Source organism: Sphingobacterium arenae (assembly GCF_014692505.1).
GTDB lineage: Bacteria > Bacteroidota > Bacteroidia > Sphingobacteriales > Sphingobacteriaceae > Sphingobacterium > Sphingobacterium arenae.
In genome coordinates, this window is record NZ_JACNYK010000002.1 from 566,417 (window position 1) to 589,623 (window position 23,207).

Below are 23,207 nucleotides of genomic sequence, written 5' to 3' on the forward strand. Positions count from 1 at the left end.
AGTACTACTACCTAAAAATATTTCCCCGCAATAATTCGATGGATTAGGCATAACGGTTCCGCTATTTTTGTATCCGATGAATACCATTTTAATTGCGCATCTTTTCGTGGCAGATGGTAAACGGCTACGACGTATCGCCGTACAAGATATCCGATACCTGAAAGCTGCGGGCGACTATACCGTGATCTACCTAGACAAGGGTGAGTTTATAAGTTCATCAGGTATCGGCTGTATCGAACAAAAGCTTGATCCATCCCGTTTTATGCGTGTGCACAGATCGTTTATCGTCAACCTGGAGCACATCGACACCTGTCATCGTGATATCGGAAGGCTCTACCTTATGATGGACAATGGGCAGAAAATCGGGGTAGGAAAACGTTACATGCATCAGATCAGATCTTTAATACTGTAAGTCGCTGGGTATTTCTATCTGGACGGCGAGACGCTGCTAATTTTAAAATTAAACATCACCGTAGTCGACGGGGGAACTTCACAGTTTTGTACATCCATTGGAAAGATTAGGCCCGAAAAAGAACCTTCTATGTACTGACCAACATCCGTCAGCGTAGCTGTTCCGTTAAATACGTGGTCGTTTTCGCACGTGCGGTAAAAACTAACAGCATTCCGTCTTTCCCCTCCATTATAGGTCGTATAGTACAGCACGGCCTTGCCGCTGTCGGTGCCACCAGGGTACGTGCCAGCGCCAGTACCGAAACATTGGAGGGTAAGACTTATCGGAGACTCCTCCCCGCCTAACCGTATGTATACACTACCATTAACAAGCTTAGCATCGTTTCCCGTTTTGGATAGATCCCGCTCCACGCCATTCACGATGAGCTGAACGAAATTTTCGGGTACGAGCCGAATGGTCGTCAATAAGATAAGCTTGCCCAGCTTGCGCCTACCGCCCGGAGCGCTTCGGTCGCTGATGTAACCGTTCTTGCTCTCCACTTCGACCTGTATTTCCACATCCGTAGCTCGCTCGATGGTTGTCGGGGCCGTATAAACCGCGTCACCGTGTACCATGTTGGTGTTGATCTTCGGCGATAATGATCCCGGGCCGGAGATAATCTTCCATCCGCTCACCGTCAAATCCTTCGAAAAGCCAATATCGTCCATTGCCGCTAAGGGAACACTATCGATGTGGTTTGCCGGAATGAGTTCGGCAAGTACCTGTTCCAGCAACTTCAAATTGACCGTTTCACCTGCGCCTACCGTTTCTTTGTCTTTCCGCAATGACAAGAGGTCAAACCACACCCAATCGCTGAAATGTGTTGTTTCAACCGTTAGCCGACGTTGAGAAGCATTCAATTCCGTGGAGTTGCCGCACCATACGCCGTCTCTCCGCTGGAAGGCCACCATGCGTGTCGTTGGATTACCCTCCGCATCTGGATCATACAAAAACGAGATCCGAACAGGTTTGTTGAAGCGGGTACCCTCCGGAGTCAGCCGGAACGCGGGATTAGACGACGCCTCATCGAGTGTATTGCTAATGGGCCTGATGCCGAACGTCGTTAGTTCGTCCACGGCGCCGGGTGGGATTTCCATTCGTACCATATCTCCGTACAACAGGACGCCGCCATTGGGCCCGATCGTTGCCGAAACGGCGTCGCCCACAGGTTGTCCCTTGGGTTTAACTACCGGTTCGCCGAAAACAGGGTCGGGTTCCTCTGTCAATGGTGCGTCCTTATTGCAAGAGGCCGCCAGCAAGAACGGCAACATAAATACAAATCGATAAACGGTTAACTTAAGCGAATTCATGGGCTTTTTTATGCAAGTATCGGTGGTTACTGGCAATTATCTTCATCCATTTCGACGAACAGTCGATAAGGTCGATAAAGAGCCGTTACTCTCCGTTAACCCGTTTTATATATTGCAACATCCCAGTTTCCGCATCCAGCTGTCTTATGTGTATCGTGCTTGCCGTAAACGTGTTAACGACCCGGGATGCGCTCCCGTCCACTTCCAATATGACGTAGGTTTTATTGACGTCGTTTCCTTCTTTCCATTCTTCCGTTGTCGGGTAAGGGTCGCTCCAGGTTACGAGATACAGCGCACGCTCGCCCCCGAAAAATGCCTTAATAGATGAATATACACCTATGGGGATAATTTCTTCCCCCATGGGGCTAAACAACCCCAGATGTTCCTCCATACCCTCCGAAACTTTCTTTTCTTGAGAGACCAGCACATGTCCGGCTTTTGTCACCTCTATTTTCTGGTACACCGGCGGCAGCAGCTCCTCGCCTATCCAGTTAACAAGGCTATACTTTTTTTCGACCAAACCAGCCGTATCTTGCGTGGTGTGGAGGTACAAAAACCCAAGCGAATTGATTGTCGAGATCAGTTTTTTGCTCCCATCTACGGTTTCGGCAATCGGGAGACTAACATCGCCACTTAAGCTGTATTGCATCGCGCCTTCGGTTGGTTCATCGTCCACCGACAGCACAGCAAAGATATCGAAAATCCCTTTTTCTTTATTTCGGTACACGCCCCCATAATGCTTTTCCAACATAGGCATATCGGCTGGCTGCGGAAACAGGATAACCCCGTTCACAAAACGCAGCTGACGGTGCACTGCCGGGATCAGGATATCGCTTCCTTTTTTTAACCCGGTTTTTCCGTTTTCCGTAAAAAATTGGTAACCGAGCCCTTCCAAATACCCATCTACTTCGCTGCTTTTCCTAGAGGCGTATTCCCCATATAGGGAGACTGGCTCTGGTGTTGAGTCGGGCAGGGATAGTATACGCTCCACCGTCTTCACTTTCTCTTCCGCAGGCTTATCACGATCCTCCAGGAGGAATGCGTCGATCTTTTGGAGCTTATCGTGCGGAAATCCGTCACTGTAGTCGTTCGATTGTCTGGAGGCCAGCTTATTGAATTGGCTGTCGTAAACGTCGTGTCTCCCCTTTTCGGGGGAAAACAAAAACGGATTATCTTCAAACTGCTCATAGAAGCTGCCTAGGGCCGTGTCAATTTCACGAAAAACCGTATAGAACGGAAGGTGTTGATACCCCGTCAGCGGCATAATGTAGCTATACCGGTGCGGTATAACCTCCTCCCCTTGGCTATCGATTAGCCCAGCGAAAAATGTGCTGTCGCGCGACATATAATAGGGCTTCCCGTCGATTTCAAGCATTTGTAAATCCAGGTATATCGGTGGAACTACATAGTCGCCCTGCTTGTCTATTACGCCGCGGAATTTGCCCCGATGCACGATCGCGTGCCCATGCTTGAAGCGCGCTGCATAATCAAATGAAAAGGCAATGCGTGTTTTTTGGTTAACATCAATATATCCCCACTGCCCGTCAAGCTTTACCGATGCAAGTCCTTCGGAAAAACCGGTAGCGTCGCAATACGTAGGCGGTATGTTGTGGTCCTGGCCATTCACACTGACAAAACCATAGGTCTTTTCTGTGCAATTCCCGTAGGACGTAAAAGGTTCCTGTGCGCGTGCAGTCATTATACTTATGGATAACAAAAAGACGATAAAAAAATTCAACCTATTCATCGGTGTAAAAGTAAGTAACCGGTCTGACTCAGGCAACTTACCGCACGCTACATATTATCTACATCCAAAAACGGATACAAAGCATTTTATTTACCACCCTAACTACTTAAAAGTTCATGCTCTTTTTGAAGTGCTGACCGCAAATTACGACGCTAGATATCTGTAATAGAAAATCACAAAAACGTTGATTTTATAATCGTTTTTCATTTTATATAATTATTTTTCACAAAATATAACCATTTTCCGTGGACGGCCTGCTCCCGAAGAGGGGTGTCTGGCCGGATATGAGTTAATTCAGTTATGGGCAAAAATGTTTATCGTGACGAACAATATATATGAAGCGTATTATAATAGCAAATGCACGTCAAAATAACCTGAAAAATATCTCTTTACAGATACCCAAAAATAAGATAACCGTATTTACAGGTGTGTCCGGTTCGGGTAAATCGTCATTAGTATTTGAGACAATAGGCGCTGAAGCACAAAGACAATTCAACGAAACACAGGGGAGCTTTATCCGAAACCGCCTGCAGCACATTGGCATCCCAGACGTGGATAAAATTGACAACTTAAATGTTCCTATTATTATTAACCAAAAGAGATTAGGAGGAAATGCGAGGTCGACCGTCGGAACAGCCACCGATGTGTATGCGTCTTTAAGGTTACTTTTTTCTCGTATGGGAAGCCCATTCGTAGGCTATTCAAATGTCTTTTCATTTAATAACCCTTTAGGAATGTGTAAAGAGTGTGAAGGACTAGGTTTTGTACAAACCGTCCGTATAGACACCCTCATAGACAAGCATAAGTCTTTAAACGAGGGTGCGATAATGTTTCCGACTTTTCAACCCGGTGGGTGGCGTTTAACGAGATATACATTATCAGGTTATTTTGACAATGACAAAAAACTTGAACACTATACGAAGGAGGAATGGAATATACTTTTGAACGCTACCGAACACAAACCGAAGAACCCTAATAAAGAGTGGGGAAAAACGGTCAAGTATGAGGGTATAATACCCCGAATTGAAAAAGCATTTTTAAAGAAACAGTCGAAGGAAAATATTAGTCGAAAAGAAGTTTTAAAAAATATTGTTATCACCAAAACTTGTCCTCTATGTAATGGACAAAGGTTGAATGACAAAATTTTATCCTGTAAAATAAATGGAAAAAACATTGCCGAATGTGCCACTCTTTCGGTAGATGAGCTCTTGGAATTTATTGGTTCTTTGCAGTCGTCGTCCTTTGCGATAATTCTCGACGAACTAAAAAAGAAACTTCAAAACATCGTTCAGATAGGCTTACAATATTTAACATTGGATAGAAGGACAGACACCTTGTCGGGTGGGGAAAGTCAACGCATAAAAATGGTGAGGAACCTTGGAAACAGCCTTACCGATTTACTCTATATTTTTGATGAACCCAGTATTGGACTCCATCCTAAGGATTTGCAAAATATCTCTTCCATTATTAAACAAATACGGGATAAAGGCAATACGGTATTAATCGTTGAGCACGATCCGGATTTAATCAAAATCGCTGATTGGGTTGTTGACATGGGTCCTAAATCAGGAAGAAAAGGCGGAGAAGTTATCTACGAAGGGACATTCGAAAACCTGAAAAATTCAAGAGGGAAAACTGGTCTGTACTTTGCAAAAATCCCAAAAATTAAGGACAAACCCAGAATTTCGAATGAATATTTACAAATCCGAAACGCTAATCTGTATAATCTTAAAAATATCCAGATTGAGATTCCCAAAAATGTCATAACGGTCGTTACAGGAGTTGCAGGTTCAGGCAAAAGTACACTGATCGGCAAGGTACTGCCTAAATTTTATCCAGAAACCACGATAATCGACCAATCGTTAGTTGCTGCAAGCATACGCTCAAATCTACTTACCTATCTGGGGTTGTCCGATGATATAAGAAAACTGTTTTCAACGACAAACCATGTATCAGAAAGGCTTTTTAGTAGAAATAGCGAAGGAGCCTGCGAAAATTGTAAAGGAATTGGAGTGGTAAAAATTGATCTGGCATTTATGGATGATGTGGAGCAGCCCTGCGAAGTGTGCATAGGCTCTGGCTTCAAACCGCAGGTCTTAACCTATCAATACAACAACAAAAATATCGTCGAAATAATGGATATGACGGTGGAAGAAGCCGTTGATTTTTTCCGCGATGATCGATATCAAAAATCTTTCGATACGTTGCTCCAGTTAGGTTTAGGGTATCTTACATTAGGGCAAAGGCTGAGTAGTTTTTCCGGTGGCGAAAGGCAACGATTGAAATTAACCAAAGAACTGAAGAACTCCAATAAAATAATCGTTCTTGATGAGCCAAGCACAGGCTTACACCCAAGCGATGCCAAAAAGTTATTGAACTTTATGAATAGTATCGTTCACAACAATAATACGCTCATCGTTATTGAGCATAATCTTGATATAATCGCTCAAGCAGATTGGATAATAGATATCGGGCCTGGAGCAGGCAAATATGGTGGTGAGGTTGTGTTTTCTGGAAATGTTTCAGATTTATTGAAAGATCCTAATTCCATTACAGCCGATTGTTTACGGCGGCATATCAATTTATAATTTCACCTTGGTTATTATCCAGTCTTTCCTGCCATTTATGTCGCTCTTCGGCTGTTATTCGAGACCAATCTTTAATCTCCCCGATAATTTTTAGTGGTTCCAGACTGCGGTAAGACCGCGTCGGGTTGCCCGCAAACTTTTTATTCGTCACATTCGGATCGTTTTCAAAATCCCCTGTTGGTTCGACAATGTAGACACGTTCTTCTCCCTCTCCTTTCGCCAAAGCAGCGGCGAGTCCGGCGCCATTTATGAGGGCGGTGAAGTATATGTGGTTCATGATGAGGTCGGCTTCGTAATTCGATTTGCCTCCGGCGGTCAGCAGATCGCCTATCTGCAAATCTGCACGCGTTCCATGAAAAAAAGGCCCTTTGTTCGATGGCGCATCAGGCACCTGTTTCGCTAGCTTAGCATATTTTTCGGCGTTATCCGTCTCGCCCAGTTCCTCATAGCATTGCGCCAGCTGGGTGTATAATAGCGGTAGTGCTGGTTTAACCCCCTCATCATTTATTTTCTGTGCGAGCTGCAATCCCGTGTTAAGCCACTTTAATTTGTCCACCAGCTTCGTTTGCCGACGAGCAATATAGTACGCCGACGTAAATTTTTCAGCATCGTCCGTCGCCTCCTCCCAAGCTTGCAGAAAAAGGGCAAGTGCATCTTTGTAATTACCTGCCTCCTCCAGATGCATGCCCTGTATACAGAGCTTAACCACTGGATTATTTGCGCTAAATTCCATTTTATAATGATTTAAGTGATATGCTGCTAAAGAAATAATCGAGAATCTGACGACAAATATACAACAATAAACATACCACCTGTAGCGCACTTGATGACGACATCCACAGATTTTGAGATACGTGAATCGGGCGGTTATTATTCAATCAAAAAAGTATTCAGCAGTAGTATAAACTTCCCGTAGAAACATCTATCTTTGGGCCTTTAATTAATCTAACTTTATGGATAACATCCGTGTGTCCCTATTATTTATTTCTTATTTCAACATGAAAAAACTTTACATTTTAGTTTTAGTAGCTTGTTTACTTGCTACAGGTCGGTCTTATAGCCAAGACAGTAAATTCAACATCTCTGTCCATACCCATTTAGGTACAGTGAAATCATCTTCAGGCGCTTCATCAGGGGATGGCTCTACAGTGAAAATGAAACAGTTTTCCATCACCCCCCGAGCGGTTTTTCGGATTGACAACGTATGGGCGGTTGGCGCGCTATACAGCTACCGGAACGCTGAAGAGAGAACATACCTAGCGATCCCGGGCGTGGGCGGAGGAAACATCGACACCAAAACTATCGATCAGTATGCCGGTGCCCTTGTCCAGACCTATCTTTTTGATAACGGAAAATTCGCTGCTTTTTTGGAATTAGATGGTACCATGGGAACCTCTAAAACGGAAATTTTGGCTGGTGTGAATGGTACACCTACCAAGTCTGACTTATATTCCTCGGCATTCCACGCCGGCGGACGGTACACATTCTTCAAGGGGCTCGGTGCCGAGATACGTCTAAACCGTTTGGTTAGCTATCGCAAACTAAAAGGAAAAGAAATGGACATGGAAACAAGCCAGTTCGACTTGTTTAATAACATTTTGAATCAGGCTTCCTTAGGGCTTTCCTATCAATTTTAAGCATCCCAAAACACCCGGATCGCTCCGGGTGTTTTTAATTCGCACCAATTCTGTTTCCAATCTTCCCTCAATACCGCTGATTGCTTCTCAAAACCCAAAGACATTACGAGTTATGTTCATCACATGCTAAAAAACAATCGATGACCAGCAATGTGCTGCGTCTATCTTGTATTAATTAGATTGGATTATTTTCACACTTTTATCTTTCGCATCTTCGGCATTCGTTGGATAATCAGGTTGAACGCCTCTTTGTTCCCAGTTGGTCTTTGTTATTTCATTGATAGGAGATGCAGTAGAGATCGAAATGCGAAGATTATGGGGCAGTGGAAAGAACGAATTCATATTGGCAGCTCCCGCTGATGTTTCTCCTACTACTACGGCCTTTTTATGGGCTTGTAAGGTATAGGTAAAATATTCTGCTGCAGAAGCTGTCTTGTTATCGATAAGGATGTATAACGGCGTACCTAACCTGAGCTTCCCGTACACGAGGTCGGAGGTGTACTTCGGAGCGGGATGCAAGGTACTATCACCGAAAAAAGTTGTTGACAACAATGTGGGTGGCCCATCGAAATAATGATTCAGAATGTATTCCATAATGCCTGGATAACCACCACCATTTCCCCGCAAGTCGATAATAAGTGCATCTGTATTTTCTACGAGTTTCATTGCAGCTACAGCCGTTTGCATGGCACGCTGCGGATGCATAAACTCCGTGATTTTTATAAAACCTACATTATTTTCTAATATCTGCACTTCCCGAAAGCCATAGTTCGAACGGATTTCCCGCTCCAATTCCTGTTTCTCCCAATCTTTTACATCTTTTTTAACCGTATCGTTAGTGCTTAAATAGCGTACATATAAATGCCCATCATTACTGATCGATTTCAAATCGTGCGAAAGTATCCCAGCGAGACTATCGGGATTCGTTATTGCATCATATTTGCCACTTTTTACTTTCTGCTCAAATTCTGATACAATTCTTCCTTTACTTTCCTGAAAGACATAATGTTCATTGATCAGATTTCCGATTTGATCGGTGATTAGCTTGATGTCATTTTTTGTTAAAATTTGTCCATTCGTGTTTTGAAACCATAAGATCAATACGATGAGCGGCGCGATTAATTTAATGATCATAACTTGCTATTATTTCATAAAGATACTCAAGATTATAAAATGGAACGTTACAAAAAACAATAAAATCACCTATTCAATGCCTTTGCTGGCAATTTTATCGGCGCCAGCAGTACCACTTGTACCGCTGTCCTTGGTGAAACCACCCAATGCTTGTTGTTTTATGTTTATCACATATTGTTTTAACAGCAGAGCCTATTCCCTCGCTGTGAAACAAAAGTGGTGTGAGCAGGAAGATTTTAACGGAAAACGACGACAGATGGGCACATTTGGGCACAAATGGGCGCTATGACGACAACGATAATTAGTTGAATTGAAAAGAACTGAATAAAAGATGCAATAGCCCTCAGTCTGAGATATATGCACGGTATTCCTTAGGTTTTATCAATTATAATTTGTAACTTGTCTACTATCAGGGCATATGTCTATTTGATCGTTATTTTGGGCATCAACAGCCTCTACTTTTCATTATCTCTATTTCAACTTTGGATAAACACATCATTTTACAGTTTCCCAATGCACAAGCAAAGGAACTAACGGTCAACTATAGCGAGGAAGAACTACATGATTGCTACATTATCAAGTGTCAAGTTAAATGTGAACCACCCAAGCCCTCGTGGTTGCAACTTTCAAAATTTATTTTTACTTCCATAAAAACCGATGGGCTTTACAGCCTTTTGTTCGAAGAAAGGAAATACAACAAGAACCTCCAGACTTTGTTATTTATGGACGAGGTTTATGCCACGATCATGCGGAAGTCAAATTATGGGGTAAAACGCTAATAGTAACGTAAGAAAAGAGCTTCTTAGAAAATGTAGCTCACTTTTATGCCCTCTAAAACTATTCTTCGCTGTACTTGTTCCTTTAAGCAAAAGGCTTAAAATCAAGCTTTGCCGTTATTGGCAGGCGCAGCTTATGTTTGCTGCGTCCTTGTATAGGTCACGACCCATGATGCGCCCACTATGAAACTGATCGATGATTTTATAAAATATTACGACCCCGACTATTACCAACGGCAATCGCAAGCTATCGCCGAGCAAATTGAAGATCAACTTTTTAGGAGGGGAATCAAAGCGATCGTTACCTTTAGGGCTAAAAAAAAAGACAGGCTAAGAGATAAACTGATCAAGCGAAACGCTGATAAACACTATTACTCTAAGGAGGATATCCTAGAAGATGTCGTTGACCTGGCGGGTGTACGTGTGTCCTTATATTTCCCTTCAGAACGGGACATCATCGACGAAATAATCACCGATATATTCAACGTTGAAAAGAAAAAAATATTTCCAACCGAAGCGCATACCCCCAAACACGCGAAGCGATTTTCAGGTTATTGGGCGACCCATTATAGGATCAGGTTTTCCGGGGAAAACAGGGAGAAACAAAACAGAGACATAATCGCAGAAATCCAAGTTGCTTCGGTTTTAATGCATGCGTGGTCCGAAGTTGAACACGATCTGGTCTATAAACCCTACTCTGGCAACCTATCAAAGGAAGAGTTATCTATATTGGATGAGATAAATGGTATGGTATTGAGCGGGGAAATCGCTTTGGAAAGATTGCAGTCTGCCATGGCGGAACGTACGAAACGGAAGAGTGACATTACCAACAAGTACGAGTTAACCAATTTTCTGGTCAGTGCTTTTGACAAAGAGCATAAAAATAAAATCAAAATTGGTGACACCTCGCTGCTGAACAATTATTTGAGTACCATAAAAAAGCTAGATACTGATCAATTCATTGAATTCATCAATGATATCGATGTCAGTTCTAAAGATTCGGCGACCGACCAGTTACTGAATATGTTGTTGTTTAATTACCGGGTAGGTCTTAGGACTTACTTTAAAAACCTTGGCATTGCCTACCATAAAATATCCAGCTGTGAAGCGTATATTTTGTGTTGGGTAAAGCTGGAGAACAATGTAGCGGAACTATATTTCCCTGAAGAAACAGAACGTAAGAAGACGGCGTTCGATATTCTTAAAATAATACAGCACCAGGGCCGTTTAACCAAGGGAGAAATCGCGGCACTCGAACGGTCGAGAAAACTACGTAACGATATCCTACACGGCGTTCACATACCCTCCAAAAAAAGTCTGGAAAACAGCTTGTCAGAGCTCATGGATCTATCGCAGAAAGTTATAAGCAAGTTTCAGAGCCCTTCCGCGCGGGCAAGTTCATAAAGTAACCTTCGGATGCCTAGCTAATCGGCCCGGACATGTGCTTCAGCACGAGCACGTGTGACTTAAATGCCTGCCTGAAAGATCGAAATTCGAGGTATTTCACCTGGAATTCGTCACATGTTTGTTGCACAATCTTATTGATAGCTGGATAATGAACATGGCTTATTTTTGGAAAGAGGTGATGCTCGACCTGAAAATTCAACCCACCCAGCAGCCAAGTAAGGATCCTGTTTTTCGTGGCAAAATTTGCCGTCGATTGGAGTTGATGGATCATCCATTCTTCTTCTACCTTATCGGCTTCAATGGTTTTAAATTCAGTTTCTGAAACAACATGTGCTAGCTGAAAAACGGTCGCTAAACAAACCCCGCACACCATTCCGGCAACCAGCAGTCCTACCAATGTAGGTAGCCACCCTATCACCATCACGGGCACGACAACGAATATTACTAAATGGAAGGCCTTACTTACCCAAAAAATAAATTTTTCCCTTAGCGGAAAAGGGAATTTATCGGAATCCCTACCGAGTCTCTGGCGGAAATACTTTTCATAATCCTGAAAGAAAATCCAGGCCAGATAGGACAAACCATACAGCACTATAAAATAGAATTGCTGATATTTATGATGTTTACGTAGCTGCTGATCATGGTGGATACGCATGAATTTGATCTCAATATCGTGGTCCTCCCCGTCGATATTGGTGTAGGTATGGTGTGCGATATTGTGTTTCAGTTTCCAGAAATAAATATTGCCCCCTACCAGGTTCAAGGTATATGAAAGAAGGGTATTCACTTTCTTGCTGCGGGAGAACGAGTTATGTCCGGCATCGTGCATAATGTTAAATCCAATTGCTGCCAAATTTATTCCCAGGATTACACACAAGAGCGTGCTGACAGCCCAGTGTGGTTGCACGACCACCAATAACGTATATATTATCGACAGTGAAACCAAGAGAATAACAGCCTTCAGTATGATCCTCCAATCCCCCGTCCGTAGCTTCCCCTGCGCGCCGAAATACGTGTTGATACGCATTTTAAGCGATTTTGAAAATAGTGTATTTACATTGTTAAATTTTGTTGTTGTTTTCATATGCTGTAATGTTATTAAAAAACGGTTGACGGCATAGCCGTCAACCTGTTATTTCTTTTTTTTACTGAAGACATTATCAACGGTGTCCTTGGACGGGCTGTCTTTTTCTTTTTGGTAGGAAGACTGTGTCTTCTCTTTTGTGCTTTTAGTCTTTTTTTGATCTTTGCTCATGATGTATATTTTTTAGTTTACTAACGTTATTATGTCAACTCGCGCGGCGTGCTTGCTCGACGATAGACATGAAGGCATCCAATCGGCGCCCTGTTGCCTGTTTAATCTAGAGATATTACGTGCTTTAAAGAGAAGGTTGCTTGTCGGTAAACCAGCAAAAATTTCAGGATAAAACAGTATGTTTTATTTTCATATCGGACTCGCGAAAGGGATTTAAATTAATGCGAATCTTTATTTTTAAAGATACGAATAATAGTTGATATTCAAAGGATTAAAGCTAGAAAGTTTCGGAAGTCTTTTTCTTTTGAATGTATCCGTCCATAATTAACCTGGCCATTAAGTAACTAAGTGTCGATTCCGCCCCCTGATTGATATTGACAACCTTTTCTTCCAGACCGTCGAAGCATCCACCTGTAACCGGATTATAGACGTGCTGCCTGATATGGTTCCTACCAAGAAACCACTCGAATGATGTGACCAGCATTTCCCGATATCGGTTATCGTGGTCTATACGGTAAAAACGATCAAGCGCTATAATGGTGTATGCGACATCTATGGGCTGCTCCCCTCCCCTGCAATTATTCCGGGGTTTTCCTCGATGTGCCCACCCCTTGTTTGTAACAACATGTATTCCGTCATCTGCCATCACCTGGCCTAACAGAAACTCGAACGACTTATAGGCAATGACCTTATATTCCGGTTTTCCTGTAACTTCATAGGCACAGAGCATCGCCTCGGGAATGCAGCTGTTGCCATAGGTTAGGTAAGGCTCATACCAATGCCACCCGTCCCTGCTTTCGTGTCCGAACATCGCAGCCAGTCGAGCGGCCAGTATATCCAGTTGGGCATGATAGCTCCGATCTGCTACACAGCTCAACCCTTTCATTATAAAAGCCATGGATCTTGTTGAGTAGTAGCGTAAAAAATTCACCGAGGCGCGTTCCAACAGATCGCCGGCAACCTTGGTGAACGCTTCCGGCAGTAGCTGCGCCATCCCCAACAGCTCACCCAACGCCCAAATGGCGCGACCATTTGCATCTTCCAGATTTTCCTGTTCGTTCTGTTCGGTAAAACGCCCCTGCTTATCCACATAGTTTAGAAAGGTGCCATCTTCCTGCAGGCATCGGGCAATGAAATACAGATATGTTTGGATCAAGGCAAGGTCTTCATCTGCCTGATAGGATTTATAATGGTACAGTATCGCTATTAGTGCTCGCGCGTTGTCATCGAGTGCGTAACCGCTTTCCAGGTCTGGCGAACTTATATCAGCAAACTGTACCATCCCGATGTCTGTCGTCATGCGGAGAACATGGTCAAGGTTAACCGGCGGCAAGGAATAAACAACCTTCCTCCCCCCTCCGATAAGATCTTCAAATAGTTCCATATGCGCTATGGCAGCATTAGGCCACGATGTAGCCACGGTTTTTTGTATATTGATATGCCGGATCCTGTCCAAGCGTATTGTGTCGTCCAGTATCTGATTGACTGCGCTGGCCAGTTGCAGGGGTGCGTTAAAATCTATTATAATCCCCATATCTTCCTTTAACACTTCACATACATGTGGTATCGGTGTCGACACGATCGGGCATCCAGAGCTCAATGCATAGGCAAATGTACCGCTTACGGCTTGTAATGGATCTTTGGAGGTAAAAAGGTAGACATCTGTCACCAAAAGGTACGAAAGTAGATCCTCCGTTGATAGAAAATTATTGACGAACCGTACATTCTCTGCGATCCCATAGGTATCGATCAATTCTTCAAGTACGAGACGGTACCGTTCGCCTTCGGATTGAAATAAGGTTGGATGTGTCACCCCTAAAATAAGAAAAATGACCTCTGGCGCCTTTTCTATAATTTTGGGCAACGCTTCCAGGGTTGTTTCGATGCTTTTGCCGGGACCTAGCAGACCGAAGGTGCTGAGTACCTTTCTCCCTTTAAGGTCAAATCGCTCGCGTATCTCATTCTTGTCCGTCGCCGGGGTCAGGTGCGTACCGTGCTGGATGACAATGACCTTATCGGGATTGATCTGATAGTCGCTAGCAAGAATATCCGCGGAATGGTAGGTCATTACGACGAGCTTAGCGCACGCCTCCGCTATAGCGTTTACCTCCTTGAAGAGTTTTTTATCAGGACACGGCAATACAGTATGGAAGGTTACAATAACATGCTTTTCTATCTGGGAGAGCCATTCATGAAATCTCTCGCTTTGGCCTCGGAAGAGTCCGAATTCATGCTGAATGAAGACCAGGTCAATTTTATCCGACCGGTTAAGATAGGCCAGCAAGATCCCGAAAGAGTCGTCATCGGATATATTGAGCACGTGATCACTCATGAAATCATATGAAAGCCTTTCATCGTCATTTTCTATTGGTATAGGGATCTGGGAATAGGCATGTAGAAACTGATCAGAAATTGCCGTCATCAGATCTGTAGTATATGCTGCTATGCCACAGGCACGTGGCGGAAAAGTGGACAGGAATACTATTTCCCGTTTTGTTCTTGGTGTCATATATGTTTTTGAATAGATGTGAAATCTTCGCGCACCGGCGTCCTTATCCCGCAAAGCGCGGGCAGTTAGGACGTTGCATAAATAAGTAGGCAAAGAACATTAAGTACGGATAGTAAGTGCGGTTCCCTTGCACTTCATTGAACGGAGAGTGATCGTGGAGCACGTACCGTAACGATCGGAAACGCTCAACTTTTATGGAGACCACCATCTTTCGGAAATGGTGTTTGAATTTGCAAATTAATTAAATATCCAAAACATTACATTAACGTATATAAATGTACGACAAATAATTTAATTAAATATTATTTACAAGATTGTTACGTGTGGATGACATAGAAGCACTACGGTTGTTAGTCGTTTCGGTTAAAAATTGTGGTGCCAGTAAGGAAATCAGTGCAGGCAAAAAGTCGGTAGTGCTCCGGAGGTCTACGCTGTGCCTGTTTTCCATAAAACCACCCATAGCAACGCTACAGGTGGTTTCGTTATGGAGCGATAAAACGTAGATTAACGTCGTCTCCTCCTACCCTGCAGCAAACGACTGGTGAAGTAACTCACCGCCGCACCCACCACGGCCATCAAAGCCGTATGTGCGAGATTGCCCCAGTCAAAGCTGTTCCAAACCGAGCAGATCGTACCGCCGAGGGTACCTAGCTGCACATTACTCAGCGGCCTCATCACTTCCCTCCTTTCCTTCCGTTTTTGGTTTGTCGGTATCATCCTTTATCACCTGTTCGATGATGCCCAGGCCTACCGCGATGTATTTTAACACATTCAATGCCTTTGCCGGCAATTTTATCGGTGCCAGCAATACCACCTGTACCGCCTGGCTTATTTTATCTATTAACTGTCTCATTTTCTGCTATTAAAAGTTCATTTTGCACGAACTAAGTTCGTTCTGCGTGAACTAAGTTCATTCCGCATGAACTTAGTTCGTGAATTTTTACAAACACATCTCCTTTTTCCATCATCGCTGCAAGCCGCTTGTAGAGCGGGATGTACGCTTTTCTAGATTGCCGGATTTCAAGTTCATGACTTTTCTTGAAATATTTTTTGGTTTTTCCAACTAAAAGACACCCCGCCGTGTCGGCGAAATTATTGCCCATGTGGATATAGATGTAGGAGAAATTTGGCACATCCATCAACTGTATCATTCCCCTATGAAAATCAGGAAATAGCCGGTGATAACGTCCATGCATCCCACCGTAGCTACGGAACGCCAACTTATATCGCCCCGCTGGAATCGCCGTACTCCCTTTGATCTTTTCCGCACGAACTGAATCCTCCAGCACATAGCAGATGTGTTCGCCATCGATATAGAGTACAGACAGGGTACTGTTTTCCCCCTGTCTGACACGTTTTACGTGAATCTCCATCGGCTAACGCACCACGTGTGTTACCATCTCCGACCAATCCGATCGCCCGTAACCATTTACCGCACGCACGCGCACGCCGTAGCGTTGATAGGGTATCAAAGGCGCAACAACGTTCTGCCTCGATGAAGACGTGGTATACGATTCACTCCACTCATCCGGCAGACCATGTGCATCAAGCTGGCACAATTGATATTCGTACAACCTAGCCGAATTGTTTTTGTCGAAATCCAAGCGCATCTGCCCTTTCTGCCGACCGTCACTCACGGTAATCCCTGTCACTGGCAACGGCACATCATCCTTCTGCGGTAAGCTAGACACCGCAAACCCCGAACTCAATAGTTTCGGCAGATCACCATCCGCCGTCTGTGTTACATAGAAAGCCAGTCGTTTCAATAGTTGCTCCATAGCTTTTCTAGCTTGGTTCTTCGCGGCCGTATCCTCCGGGCTGCCGCGCCGCTTCGCCATCGATAGCTTCTCCTCATAATCGTTTAAGACTTCCGTCACCGTTTCCAAAGGCGGCTCCGGTGTTTCAAAGTTCACGTTGTCCGTCATGGCGAGCAACGCCGTTTTCCCTTTGACCAATACAGTTTCATCGCTGTCCCTGGTGAAACCACCCAATGCTTGTTGTTTTATGTTCATCACATAGTTGTTTTAACAGCAGGGTCCATTCCCTCGCTGTGAAACAAAAGTGGTCTGCACCGGAAAATTTTAACGGAAAACGACGACAGAAAGGCACTAATAGGCACAAAAGGGCACTAACAACGACGACAACGATCGTTAAGAAATAATCGATTATATTTGTATCGGTATGGAAAAGCAAGGAATTAGGAAAGAAACAATCGTCACATCAGTATCTAGAATGGTTGCTGATAAAGACACCGTCCGGTCGTACATCAAGGGAAAAACCTCTCTTAACGAACTTAATAAAAAAGGTGTTAAATTGGCAAAGCCACTATAAAAGCTTTTTCGGCGCACGGAAGTATCATTTCGACGGACGAAAAAGTGATGCCGATGGGCGGAAGTATCACGTCGTCGTCCATCTAAATCGTTTTGTTGCCCTACCTGACGAAACTTACGTCCATCTTTTTCGCGTCGATGGGCGGGATGATTATTCCGCTGCACAAGGCAAACGCGTTGTCGTATGCCGACAACGTTGCGATGCACAGCAGTTGATTGCTGTCGCACAAAGACATCACCATGATGGGTAGAAGGTTCGTCTCGTCACAGCAAAAAAGGCGTAGTCCGGACAAGGCGATGAAAATGAAGGCCAACTTCGTTGCCTCGATGGGCACATGCATCGTCATCTCAGGCAAAACAGCCGCATCCTTGTCCGGCATACTAACAAAGTCATACGCCGTCAAGACGTCGGCACACGGCAAAACAAAGGGGAAGCACGATCTTACCCACACCTCCCCTTACGCCAGTACGACGCGCAAAGTATCTATTATATTAACGTTTCCCTTTGCGTTTGCTTTCCTCGAAAGCGCGTCCCAGATCGTCTTCGGTATAGAAATGGCGCCTTCCCATCTTACGTGGCACCAAGATGCCACCTTCTACCCAACGGGTATAGGCACTATCTTTAATGTTCAGCTTACGCATCACCTCCTTTCGGGTGAGCAAGGTATCTATTTCGCTTGGCTGGAGAGCCGAAGAGCATGTTTGCGGTATATCCACAGCAATATCAAGTGCTTTCAGGATGGCCAATATGATGGCACATTGTACGCATTTACGTGGCCCACGGCCACAGGTATCATTGTTCATTGTAAAATGGTGTTATAAGGTTAGATAATCGTGTCGTCATAAAATGAACACGGAGCATTAATTCTATTTTTTTCTGGTCGTCTATAATAGATTATGTCATGGTTACCCCCTTTCTGTTAGTAGATACTATCATTTATTTCAGTGCAAAATGCCGGTACGTTGCTAAATCGGCAAGAAACTGTGCCCTATAGGTGCGACTAATGGGAATGATTGGATCATCCTCGTCCTGTAAATTAATCTGCTTGCCATTGTGCGCGACAACCGCATCGAGGGCTACGACAAAGCTTTGGTGTACCCGCGAAAATAGGCCGTTGGGTAACAGCTCCATTAACACATCCAACTTCGAACGAACACGAACAGTCTCTTTGGCCGTGAAGATCGACATAATCTTCTCCTTGCTGGAAATATAGCGGATATCGTTCACGAGCAAGCTGAACTCCATTCGCTTTACATCGACAATATTGATCCGCTGTACCTCCCTTTTCTCCTCTTCCCGGCTATCCACTTCAGCTATCATCCTGAACAGTAAATTCTTTACGTCTTCTATTGCAGGCATTTTAGGGATATAGCCCATCATCCCCCTACTCGAAGCATCATACACCCGATCGGTAAAACCGGAACATACCGCGAATACGGGTGGCTTCTGTAGGAGGTTAAGCAATTTAATACCGTCCAATTCCGGCATCTCCATGTCGATAAACAGAAGATCTACCGGATTTTCCCGCATAAATCTAAATGCTTTGAGCGGATCTGATTCGATCGGCAGTACTTCCAGAAAAGGGTATTCCGACAATAAACTATGTAAGATCATGATGCTTTCTGGCTGATCATCTACCATCAGCACCGTGTAAACCGATTTATTCATAACTTGTTTATATTTATCGTAAAAAAGAACTTCTCTTCATCCTGCTGTACAGCTATCTGTATCGGCAACCCAAGCCCTGCTATCTGCTTTTCCGCCATCTCCATGCCCGTACCGGTACGCACCGTTGTTTCTACTCTTTTCCAATCCATATAATTGACACATGAAATTACCCAACCTTCATTCACTCGTCGAACACTATACATTATTGGAAACTTAGGATCCAAACGCGCATATTTCAAACAATTCTCCAAGGGTAAAAGCAGTAAACCCAACGGTATATCATCTTCCGATTTTTTAAGCTCCTCTATTCCAGTACATATCACCGCACCTTCCCCATATTGCTGGTTGATCATCGCTATAAAATGTTTGAGTTGCCGTAGCTCCTCTTTAAGCGATACCAAACCCATACACCCTTGATCCACCTTATTGAAATAAGCGAGCAACTCAATCAGGGCTATAATTTTCTTTTTTTGATCAGGTTTAGAATCCAAGAGTACCGCACCAATATTTGTGCTTAAAATATTACTGATAAAATGTGTTTTTATCTCCCGCTTGATAAACTGCTGCTGCAAACCAGTCAATTTTTTTAGTAGCTGCCTCTTTTCGAAATGATGTTGTATCAAACGCGTTATCGCCACCGTAAACGCAGCCATGCTCACCACGATTATATAAGGACTTATCAGCCGTTTGCGAAAATCTGCTTCATTGTAAGGAACCGTATCGTCGAACAACTGCAAACCTACAGCAGGCATCCATTCTTGTATTAACTTATACATCACGGGAAATAATGTCCAGTAAAGTACGGTGATGCCAACCACGCCAATTATCCGCCTTGCCCACCCTCCTTTCCATACCATATCAAAACAGAGCAGGTGCACGCTATAGTAGGCCGCATACAATAGTACCACAGCGGCGATATGGCGATGCGGGATATGATCTTCTACATACTTCGCATTTACATTCCACATAAGACTATAGAGGGCAATAATAAAGATAATTGCCAGCACAGGCATTAACGATCTTGAACACGTCATATCCATTAGGTTTAGTAGATGTACGTAAACCTAATGAATCTCGAAAAAAAATAAAAATTTAATTAGTGAATTAATTGATACGAAACACGATCAAAATGCGCCATTCGCCCCCGCCATTGTATAGGTATCCATGCCTCTTTCGTGCCCAGTCGCTGTTTCCGGAAGGGAAGCAAATTTGCCGGATCGAAACTTCCATTTTGATGTAAGTAACCCCAGCATTCCCATACCCAAGGTCGGTCGGCCACCTTCTTTTCCAACCGATCGTATAAGGACTGCATACCGTGACCTATAAATCCCCGCCTATCATCCCACACACCCGGATCAATTCGCTCTACCGCGCTCAGCTTGCAAACTCCGCTTACTTCTTTCATCCACAGAGGAATAATCGGCACCTGTAATACATGGCTTATCATCGCTATTCCCTGCTTTACCTGCAAACTTCCCCCAAGGAACCGAATTGCCGTACGCAGATCTTTGTTCCCTGCTAACGTGCCTGAATTACCATCGGCAAATACGACGACATGTCTCTGCCCCCGCAAGGCGGATCTCATTTTTAGCAGCACAGCGCGGTCGTCGCTAAATAAAAAACGGTATGCGCTGCCATTGCGTTGGAGTTGTGCCTGTAACCCCAAAAAAGTGGATTCATAGCGTCTATACACCGCCCTATCTAGCAGGAGATCGAAACTTAATCCGACCTTCCCCAATGCAAGCACCGTCTCAAAATGGTTTCCCAAATGGTATAGGCAGAGCAAAGCCGGTTCAAGTTGGAGCAACATCTGTATATCGGCGGTATGTTCGATTTCCAAAAGTTTATGTTGCTTGGGTTTGTGAAATGCCTCAAAACGCCTGTATAAATCTTCATGTTCCTGCCATGGGATATGCGGCAAAAAATGGTGGATATGTGCACTAAAGAGCGCAAAAGGCCACTCAAATAATGTCTTGTTCATGTTATAAAGGTTTTATCAAAGAAGGGAGGGCGGCTCATTGCCCCCACCCTTCTGACCGTTAGCGTCTAGTATGCGTTACAGCGTAAATATCGGACATCTTTCCTTTTTCGGTTCTGCCTCGAGAAAAGGAACAATTTCGGACCAAGTCAATACTTCGGATGGCTGTACGTTAGGCTTTTTATTGAACAATACTTGTAGATTTTTCATGTTGCTTTATCTTTAAAATTTTACCATTTATCCCCCAGCAGCTTGTACCTTTCTGTTGGGAAGATATTTCTCATTTTGTCGGATCCAACGGTTCAAATCTTAAAAACCTTTCTGACAAGAAAAAAATGTGACCGTACGTTACAGCCTAAACGACGTAAATAGCGTATTCGCGTTCGTAATAATTTTCATGCTGCAATGGATTATTTGAAGGTTAAAATTTAGTGTCGTTTACGCCATATAGACGTCGTTTATGCCATATCTGTGTTTTATTCGCTTGATCTTGGAATGAAAAGTTATCAGATACGAGCCGTTTTTTCTTTACAGAATATTTTCTTTAGATTTGACCCGTTAATTAATTTATACAAACCTAGTTCAATGTGTAGGCCGCCTTTTACTGATGAGAGGGAACTGTTGCAAAAGCTGCGGGATGGAGATTCGTCTGCATTTGAACAGGTATACAATTTATATGCTGCCCCACTGGCGTATAAGATACATAAGTTGATTAAGATACAGGCTGTTGTTCAAGAATTGCATCAGGACACCTTTTTGAGATTATGGAATAACAGGAAAAGTTTAACAGAAGGTACGAATCTAAAAGCGTATATCTTCACTATTGCCCAAAACTTGTCCATAGATTTTTATCGTAAAGCTTCAAAAGACAAAGAATTGGAAAAACAACTCGCCGTCCATATTAATTTATCTTACGATCATATAGAACCCCTGCTAAGCTATAAAGAAACATCAACTATATTAGAGCAATTAATTTCACTCCTACCTCCACAGAGACAAAAGGTTTTCAGATTGATTAAACTCGAAGGCAAATCCTACGAAGAAGCGTCTGTTTACTTTGGTGTTTCGATAAGTACAATAAAAGATCACATGGCAAAATCTTCCGATTTTCTCAAGGGAAAGCTATCTGAGAACTATCCACACCTTCTATTTACCATAGCGAGCTATATTATTTTAAAATAATTTCGTTTTTTTTTAACTGAAGCCGAGAACAATTTCATTTGGTTCGTCTATATAATTAAACGAGGCTTGCCATGACGTATATCGACGATATATTCAAACGCTATTTAAACAATTCCTGTACGGAAGAGGAGCTCAGCATCTTGTTACGGTACTTTGAGCTAGACGAATATTCGGCCGATCTCAAGTCCCTTGTGGAGCAGGAACTTCTTCATATTGAGCAAGATCAGACATTGTCCAAACCACTTCTCGAAATGGTGGAACAAAATCGTTCTTTGCTGATGGAAAAGATACAAACCAGGAGCAAAAAAGATAAGATCAAAAAATTACTTATTGGCGTATCCATAGCTGCATCCATACTACTTGTCTCGACATGGACATTTTATTATTTTGGCCGTCAACCTATCGAGCAAGTCGAGCTTGCCGACCAGCACAATACCGAAATAGAGCCAGGGGGCAACCGTGCCACCCTTACGCTGGAAAATGGTCAATCTATCGTTTTGAACGAAAATAAAACCGGAATTGCTATAAGCGAAAATGGATTTGCATATATCGATGGCTCAAAAATTACGCAAAATACGGCAACGCAATATGCCACGCTATCCACGCCACGCAAGGGACAATATCAGATCGTATTGCCCGATGGTACTAATGTATGGCTTAATGCAGAATCTTCGATACGATACCCGACTGCTTTTAGCGATAATGAACGAATGGTAGAATTGAAAGGAGAAGCCTATTTTGAAGTAACCCATAAACCAAAACAGCCCTTTATTGTGAAGACCGAATCACAGTACCTGAAAGTACTAGGCACAACATTCAACGTCCATGACTATCCGGATGAACTTCACACCGTCACCACCTTAATCAGTGGCAGTGTCGAGCTAAACAGCGTAAAAAATAATACATCACAAATACTTAAACCCGAACAGCAAGCGGTTTTACGACAAAAGGGATTTGAAGTTTCAACGATAGATGTAGCACCATATGTTGCTTGGAAAGACGGAGAGTTCAGGTTCAAGGCCACACCATTGCCCGAAGCCATACGTCAAATCGAACGATGGTATGACTTGGATGTGGATTATACACATATACCTAATGATATTAAGGTACACGCATCTATACAAAGAGATAAAAACCTGTCCAGTGTACTATATGCCCTGGAAGAGATAAGCAATGTCAAATTTACGATCAAAGGGAGGAGGCTACAACTTATGAAATAATGAAGTTTACCTTG

23 protein-coding genes are annotated in these 23,207 nt (G+C 43.5%); 9 read left to right on the forward strand and 14 right to left on the reverse strand.

Translation table 11 applies throughout. The annotated features are described in order from the left end of the window. Positions 1-76: 76 nt before the first annotated feature. A complete protein-coding gene (locus tag H8B17_RS08565) occupies positions 77-412 on the forward strand; it encodes a LytR/AlgR family response regulator transcription factor (protein WP_190308780.1) in 336 nt (111 codons plus the stop codon). A 14-nt stretch (positions 413-426) separates the two neighbouring features. Here the strand turns inward: H8B17_RS08565 and H8B17_RS08570 are convergent, their stop codons facing one another. Together H8B17_RS08570 and H8B17_RS08575 are read right to left on the reverse strand one after the other, a co-directional pair. Beyond that, positions 427-1,761: a hypothetical protein gene (locus H8B17_RS08570; protein WP_190308781.1), complete on the reverse strand. Its 1,335-nt coding sequence runs from the start codon at positions 1,759-1,761 to the stop codon at positions 427-429. 85 nt (positions 1,762-1,846) lie between these two features. Then, complete coding sequence (locus tag H8B17_RS08575; RefSeq protein WP_190308782.1) at positions 1,847-3,460, reverse strand: WG repeat-containing protein; 1,614 nt, start codon at positions 3,458-3,460, stop codon at positions 1,847-1,849. A 383-nt stretch (positions 3,461-3,843) separates the two neighbouring features. Between H8B17_RS08575 and H8B17_RS08580 the strand changes: the two genes are divergently transcribed. Further along, positions 3,844-6,096, forward strand: a complete 2,253-nt coding sequence (locus H8B17_RS08580) for an ATP-binding cassette domain-containing protein (RefSeq protein WP_190308783.1) — start codon at positions 3,844-3,846, stop codon at positions 6,094-6,096. Here the strand turns inward: H8B17_RS08580 and arr are convergent. Then, positions 6,086-6,487, reverse strand: coding sequence for an NAD(+)--rifampin ADP-ribosyltransferase (gene arr / locus H8B17_RS20820; RefSeq protein ID WP_317171020.1), 402 nt, complete (start codon positions 6,485-6,487; stop codon positions 6,086-6,088). The genes H8B17_RS08580 and arr overlap by 11 nt on opposite strands. A gap of 607 nt (positions 6,488-7,094) precedes the next feature. On the opposite strand from arr, the gene H8B17_RS08590 reads away from it, so the two are divergent. Next, a complete protein-coding gene (locus tag H8B17_RS08590) occupies positions 7,095-7,733 on the forward strand; it encodes a hypothetical protein (protein ID WP_190308785.1) in 639 nt (212 codons plus the stop codon). A 171-nt stretch (positions 7,734-7,904) separates the two neighbouring features. Here H8B17_RS08590 and H8B17_RS08595 read toward each other — a convergent pair whose 3' ends face one another. Next, positions 7,905-8,867 carry a S41 family peptidase gene (locus H8B17_RS08595; RefSeq protein ID WP_190308786.1) on the reverse strand — a complete coding sequence of 321 codons (963 nt, stop codon included), beginning with the start codon at positions 8,865-8,867 and terminating at the stop codon, positions 7,905-7,907. Positions 8,868-9,826: 959 nt separating this feature from the next. Between H8B17_RS08595 and H8B17_RS08600 the strand changes: the two genes are divergently transcribed. Continuing rightward, the gene (locus tag H8B17_RS08600) at positions 9,827-11,047 is read left to right on the forward strand and encodes a RelA/SpoT domain-containing protein (RefSeq protein WP_190308787.1); all 1,221 of its coding nucleotides are present in this window, start codon (positions 9,827-9,829) and stop codon (positions 11,045-11,047) included. A 16-nt stretch (positions 11,048-11,063) separates the two neighbouring features. Here H8B17_RS08600 and H8B17_RS08605 read toward each other — a convergent pair whose 3' ends face one another. The 3 genes from H8B17_RS08605 to H8B17_RS08610 all read right to left on the reverse strand — a co-directional run bounded on the left by H8B17_RS08605 (position 11,064) and on the right by H8B17_RS08610 (position 14,814). Next, the gene (locus H8B17_RS08605; protein WP_190308788.1) at positions 11,064-12,134 is read right to left on the reverse strand and encodes a fatty acid desaturase family protein; all 1,071 of its coding nucleotides are present in this window, start codon (positions 12,132-12,134) and stop codon (positions 11,064-11,066) included. A 48-nt stretch (positions 12,135-12,182) separates the two neighbouring features. Beyond that, complete coding sequence (locus tag H8B17_RS20750; RefSeq protein WP_262887149.1) at positions 12,183-12,305, reverse strand: hypothetical protein; 123 nt, start codon at positions 12,303-12,305, stop codon at positions 12,183-12,185. Positions 12,306-12,582: 277 nt separating this feature from the next. Further along, the gene (locus H8B17_RS08610) at positions 12,583-14,814 is read right to left on the reverse strand and encodes a glycosyltransferase (RefSeq protein WP_190308789.1); all 2,232 of its coding nucleotides are present in this window, start codon (positions 14,812-14,814) and stop codon (positions 12,583-12,585) included. 323 nt (positions 14,815-15,137) lie between these two features. Between H8B17_RS08610 and H8B17_RS08615 the strand changes: the two genes are divergently transcribed. Further along, on the forward strand, positions 15,138-15,317 hold the full coding sequence (locus H8B17_RS08615) for a hypothetical protein (RefSeq protein WP_190308790.1): 180 nt from the start codon (positions 15,138-15,140) through the stop codon (positions 15,315-15,317). Positions 15,318-15,472: 155 nt separating this feature from the next. On the opposite strand, the gene H8B17_RS08620 is transcribed toward H8B17_RS08615, so the two are convergent. From H8B17_RS08620 to H8B17_RS08630, 3 genes are read right to left on the reverse strand one after another with little or no spacing between them, the layout of a single operon-like run. Continuing rightward, positions 15,473-15,667: a hypothetical protein gene (locus tag H8B17_RS08620; RefSeq protein WP_190308791.1), complete on the reverse strand. Its 195-nt coding sequence runs from the start codon at positions 15,665-15,667 to the stop codon at positions 15,473-15,475. A 31-nt stretch (positions 15,668-15,698) separates the two neighbouring features. Then, entirely contained in the window at positions 15,699-16,187 is a 489-nt protein-coding gene (locus H8B17_RS08625) for a DUF5675 family protein (protein ID WP_190308792.1), read from the reverse strand. Between the two features lie 3 nt (positions 16,188-16,190). Beyond that, positions 16,191-16,826, reverse strand: a complete 636-nt coding sequence (locus tag H8B17_RS08630) for a fibronectin type III domain-containing protein (protein WP_190308793.1) — start codon at positions 16,824-16,826, stop codon at positions 16,191-16,193. A gap of 293 nt (positions 16,827-17,119) precedes the next feature. On the opposite strand from H8B17_RS08630, the gene H8B17_RS08635 reads away from it, so the two are divergent. Then, positions 17,120-17,395: a hypothetical protein gene (locus H8B17_RS08635; protein WP_190308794.1), complete on the forward strand. Its 276-nt coding sequence runs from the start codon at positions 17,120-17,122 to the stop codon at positions 17,393-17,395. Next, positions 17,385-17,966, forward strand: coding sequence for a hypothetical protein (locus H8B17_RS08640; protein ID WP_190308795.1), 582 nt, complete (start codon positions 17,385-17,387; stop codon positions 17,964-17,966). Before H8B17_RS08635 ends, H8B17_RS08640 begins: the two co-directional genes overlap by 11 nt. 115 nt (positions 17,967-18,081) lie before the next feature. On the opposite strand, the gene H8B17_RS08645 is transcribed toward H8B17_RS08640, so the two are convergent. From H8B17_RS08645 to H8B17_RS20755, 4 genes are all read right to left on the reverse strand, one after another. Continuing rightward, positions 18,082-18,813: a LytR/AlgR family response regulator transcription factor gene (locus tag H8B17_RS08645; protein WP_190308796.1), complete on the reverse strand. Its 732-nt coding sequence runs from the start codon at positions 18,811-18,813 to the stop codon at positions 18,082-18,084. Then, positions 18,810-19,847, reverse strand: a complete 1,038-nt coding sequence (locus tag H8B17_RS08650) for a histidine kinase (protein ID WP_190308797.1) — start codon at positions 19,845-19,847, stop codon at positions 18,810-18,812. The genes H8B17_RS08645 and H8B17_RS08650 overlap by 4 nt, the downstream gene beginning before the upstream one ends. A 62-nt stretch (positions 19,848-19,909) precedes the next feature. Continuing rightward, positions 19,910-20,794 carry a hypothetical protein gene (locus tag H8B17_RS08655; protein WP_190308798.1) on the reverse strand — a complete coding sequence of 295 codons (885 nt, stop codon included), beginning with the start codon at positions 20,792-20,794 and terminating at the stop codon, positions 19,910-19,912. A 75-nt stretch (positions 20,795-20,869) separates the two neighbouring features. Beyond that, positions 20,870-21,001: a hypothetical protein gene (locus H8B17_RS20755; RefSeq protein WP_262891639.1), complete on the reverse strand. Its 132-nt coding sequence runs from the start codon at positions 20,999-21,001 to the stop codon at positions 20,870-20,872. Positions 21,002-21,376: 375 nt separating this feature from the next. On the opposite strand from H8B17_RS20755, the gene H8B17_RS08660 reads away from it, so the two are divergent. Both H8B17_RS08660 and H8B17_RS08665 read left to right on the forward strand, forming a co-directional pair. After that, positions 21,377-21,973: an RNA polymerase sigma factor gene (locus tag H8B17_RS08660; protein ID WP_190308799.1), complete on the forward strand. Its 597-nt coding sequence runs from the start codon at positions 21,377-21,379 to the stop codon at positions 21,971-21,973. A gap of 71 nt (positions 21,974-22,044) precedes the next feature. Next, a complete protein-coding gene (locus tag H8B17_RS08665; RefSeq protein WP_190308800.1) occupies positions 22,045-23,193 on the forward strand; it encodes a FecR family protein in 1,149 nt (382 codons plus the stop codon). Positions 23,194-23,207 lie beyond the last annotated feature (14 nt).

Excerpts from the sequence above, each read along its gene's own strand:
- H8B17_RS08565 (WP_190308780.1), top strand. The coding sequence starts at position 77 with ATGAATACCATTTTAATTGCGCATCTTTTCGTGGCAGATGGTAAACGG.
- H8B17_RS08570 (WP_190308781.1), bottom strand. The coding sequence starts at position 1,761 with ATGAATTCGCTTAAGTTAACCGTTTATCGATTTGTATTTATGTTGCCG.
- H8B17_RS08575 (WP_190308782.1), bottom strand. The coding sequence starts at position 3,460 with ATGACTGCACGCGCACAGGAACCTTTTACGTCCTACGGGAATTGCACA.
- H8B17_RS08580 (WP_190308783.1), top strand. The coding sequence starts at position 3,844 with ATGAAGCGTATTATAATAGCAAATGCACGTCAAAATAACCTGAAAAAT.
- H8B17_RS08590 (WP_190308785.1), top strand. The coding sequence starts at position 7,095 with ATGAAAAAACTTTACATTTTAGTTTTAGTAGCTTGTTTACTTGCTACA.
- H8B17_RS08595 (WP_190308786.1), bottom strand. The coding sequence starts at position 8,867 with ATGATCATTAAATTAATCGCGCCGCTCATCGTATTGATCTTATGGTTT.
- H8B17_RS08600 (WP_190308787.1), top strand. The coding sequence starts at position 9,827 with ATGAAACTGATCGATGATTTTATAAAATATTACGACCCCGACTATTAC.
- H8B17_RS08605 (WP_190308788.1), bottom strand. The coding sequence starts at position 12,134 with ATGAAAACAACAACAAAATTTAACAATGTAAATACACTATTTTCAAAA.
- H8B17_RS20750 (WP_262887149.1), bottom strand. The coding sequence starts at position 12,305 with ATGAGCAAAGATCAAAAAAAGACTAAAAGCACAAAAGAGAAGACACAG.
- H8B17_RS08610 (WP_190308789.1), bottom strand. The coding sequence starts at position 14,814 with ATGACACCAAGAACAAAACGGGAAATAGTATTCCTGTCCACTTTTCCG.
- H8B17_RS08620 (WP_190308791.1), bottom strand. The coding sequence starts at position 15,667 with ATGAGACAGTTAATAGATAAAATAAGCCAGGCGGTACAGGTGGTATTG.
- H8B17_RS08625 (WP_190308792.1), bottom strand. The coding sequence starts at position 16,187 with ATGGAGATTCACGTAAAACGTGTCAGACAGGGGGAAAACAGTACCCTG.
- H8B17_RS08630 (WP_190308793.1), bottom strand. The coding sequence starts at position 16,826 with ATGAACATAAAACAACAAGCATTGGGTGGTTTCACCAGGGACAGCGAT.
- H8B17_RS08640 (WP_190308795.1), top strand. The coding sequence starts at position 17,385 with ATGATGGGTAGAAGGTTCGTCTCGTCACAGCAAAAAAGGCGTAGTCCG.
- H8B17_RS08645 (WP_190308796.1), bottom strand. The coding sequence starts at position 18,813 with ATGAATAAATCGGTTTACACGGTGCTGATGGTAGATGATCAGCCAGAA.
- H8B17_RS08650 (WP_190308797.1), bottom strand. The coding sequence starts at position 19,847 with ATGACGTGTTCAAGATCGTTAATGCCTGTGCTGGCAATTATCTTTATT.
- H8B17_RS08655 (WP_190308798.1), bottom strand. The coding sequence starts at position 20,794 with ATGAACAAGACATTATTTGAGTGGCCTTTTGCGCTCTTTAGTGCACAT.
- H8B17_RS20755 (WP_262891639.1), bottom strand. The coding sequence starts at position 21,001 with ATGAAAAATCTACAAGTATTGTTCAATAAAAAGCCTAACGTACAGCCA.
- H8B17_RS08660 (WP_190308799.1), top strand. The coding sequence starts at position 21,377 with ATGTGTAGGCCGCCTTTTACTGATGAGAGGGAACTGTTGCAAAAGCTG.
- H8B17_RS08665 (WP_190308800.1), top strand. The coding sequence starts at position 22,045 with ATGACGTATATCGACGATATATTCAAACGCTATTTAAACAATTCCTGT.